The sequence below is a fragment of the Phyllobacterium sp. genome (assembly GCF_037994405.1).
GTDB lineage: Bacteria > Pseudomonadota > Alphaproteobacteria > Rhizobiales > Rhizobiaceae > Phyllobacterium.
In genome coordinates this window covers 1-2472 of record NZ_JBBNAN010000527.1, presented here as the reverse complement: position 1 = coordinate 2472, position 2472 = coordinate 1, and the positions used below count along the sequence as shown (strand labels likewise).

2 protein-coding genes are annotated in these 2472 nt (G+C 57.6%); one reads left to right on the top strand and one right to left on the bottom strand.

Annotated features, from left to right (window positions below; translation table 11 throughout):
* Positions 1–652 precede the first annotated feature (652 nt).
* Positions 653–1552, bottom strand: coding sequence for a LysR family transcriptional regulator (locus AAAC48_RS28970; RefSeq protein WP_340657488.1), 900 nt, complete (start codon positions 1550–1552; stop codon positions 653–655).
* Positions 1553–1716: 164 nt separating this feature from the next.
* On the opposite strand from AAAC48_RS28970, the gene AAAC48_RS28965 reads away from it, so the two are divergent.
* Entirely contained in the window at positions 1717–2427 is a 711-nt protein-coding gene (locus tag AAAC48_RS28965) for an SDR family oxidoreductase (protein WP_340657489.1), read from the top strand.
* Positions 2428–2472: the final 45 nt, after the last annotated feature.

Below are 2472 nucleotides of genomic sequence, written 5' to 3'. Positions count from 1 at the left end.
GGTTCCGCCACTTCGACAGTCGCAACCGGGCCATTGGCAGCAGGTGCGAGCATGGCCAGCAACTGCGAGCCAAAATGATAAGCTCCGATATTTCCACCCTGCCACTGGGGGAAGTGCAGACGTAAGGTTTTGTCGCTCATCCCTTACTCCAAGCTCACATGCGAATGTTTGCAGCGGACGTCGCAGGGTCGGACTCCACGTGCCTCTACTTTTCCAAGACCTCGCGCAGAGACGTTCCAAGGCTTCGCAAGCGTTAGGCCGGCTCGTGTGTCCTCCAGAGTCGGCCTCTTTTTTTGCCACGCAGTCCGATTCGCCTCGACCTCTTGCAAGTCATCGCGATGAAAGAATTCCCCATTGGAGCTTACCTACGTTGTCCGAACTCTGCCACATCGGCACTCCCTCTCCACCAGTCTAAGCCCAATTTCAATAAGAGTATGGAAGGCGCAAGGTCATGTGTGAAAAAGAGTTTAGACTTCGCCGGTTTTAGGCCATGAAATCGCCAGGTAATTTTCTAAATTTTCATTGATTTGTAATGGGTTCTTACGGCCTTCTAAGCCGACGATCGCTGGTTCGAGTCCAGCCTAGATCGCCATATTTTTCAAGGGCTTAGCGCGAGTTCTGGCATCTTGCCCCGCCATTCCCTATGAGGTCCTCAGCAATCCCAATACGCGGGATTGCCAAAGGCTTGCCGCACGTGATCTGCGAGAGCTCTCAGCTTGGCCGAAGGTCTCCGGCCCTCCGGATGAGCGATGTATATGTGCTCCGGCTCCGCGTTCACCCCAACGTCGATGATTTTCAATTGCCCCGCCTTGATCGCAGCTCCGGCGACAAAGGTCGGCAGCATAGCAATGCCGAGACCCGCAATGGCGGCGTCCCGCATCATGTCACCATTGTTGACATTGAGCCCCGTCCGGGCGCGCACCATGACGACTCCCTTTGCGGTGGCAAAGCTCCAGTCCGAAACGCCACGATTGGCGTAGAATACGCCCTTGTGACGGTCTAGTTCTTCGATGGAGGCCGGGGTTCCGTGCAGGTCAAGATAGACCGGCGAGGCGACCAGAACGCGCTGGCTCGTGGCGAGGCGCCACGCCATCAGCCGCGAATCGGCAATCAAGCCATGCCGTACCACCGCATCATAGCCAGCCGCTGCCACGTCGATGCGGCGGTCATCGAGATCAAGTGACAGTTCGATGTCGGGATGGGCAAGGAGAAAGGGGTAGAGGGCAGGGCCAAGATGCATACGCCCGAGCGTCACTGGCGCCGAGATCCGGAGCGGTCCGACCAGCATGCCCCGGCGTTCCGCCATATCGGCAGCTGCCTCTTCGACATCGCGCGTTATACGCGACGCGCGTTCAAGAAATGCCGAACCGTCCTCTGTCAGTGTGAGCCTGCGCGTCGTCCGGTGCAGGAGCACCGCTCCGATTTGCCGTTCGAGCTCCGCAAGGCGCTCGCTCACAACCGACTTCGACAGCCGCAACCGTCGCGCCGCTTCGCTGATGGAGCCGGATTCTGCAACCGCGACGAAGGTTGAAATGCCCTCAAGTTTCATCATTGTTCGATTATTCCGAATACGAGTTCTTGCATTCGCAGACTAATCCGAACAGCCTGCAAGCACCATACCTTCCCAATCGAAACGGCGCGGCCGATCGGCTGGCGCCAACAATCTCTTACGGAAAGGTTTTCGAGCATGACGCGTCTTAAGAACAAACCGCACTCATAACCGGTGGTACCAGTGGAATTGGGCTTGAGACTGCACGCCAGTTTCTCGCCGAGGGTGCGCGTGTCGCGATAACCGGCACCAACCCTGAAACGATGGATCGGGCGCGCAAAGAGCTCGGCGACGGGGTGCTGATCATCCGCGCAGACGCAGGTGATGTCGCGGGACAGACGCCAGTGGCCGAAGCGGTCGCAAAGGCATTCGGCAAACTCGACATCCTGTTTGTCAATGCAGGCGTCGCTGAGTTCAAGCCGCTTGAACAATGGGACGAGGCAGGTCTTGACCGTTCGATTTCAATCAATGTGAAGGGTCCGTTCTTCCTCATACAGGCCCTGCTTCCGATCTTCTCCAATCCGGCGTCCGTTGTTCTCAACACCTCGATCAATGCCCATATAGGCGCCCCGAATTCGAGTGTTTATGCCTTGTCGAAGGGGGCGCTGTTGACATTGGCCAAGACTTTGTCGGGCGAACTGATCTCGCGCGGCATACGCGTCAACGCCGTAAGCCCTGGCCCGATCGCGACGCCGCTTTACGGCGAACTCGGCATGACGGAAAGCGACACGCAGGCGATGGCAGAGACCAAGGTGCCGGTCGGGCGTTTCGGTCAGCCAAGCGAAGTGGCAAAGACGATCGTGTTCCTGGCGTCGGATGAGGCCGCTTACATTATCGGCAGCGAATTCACGATCGATGGAGGGATGAGTACGCTTTAAGAAATCTTTTGAGATTGCAGCCTGACGGGGCAAATGGTGCGGCTT

Coding starts and splice junctions, on each gene's coding strand:
- AAAC48_RS28970 (WP_340657488.1), bottom strand. CDS start 1,552: ATGATGAAACTTGAGGGCATTTCAACCTTCGTCGCGGTTGCAGAATCC.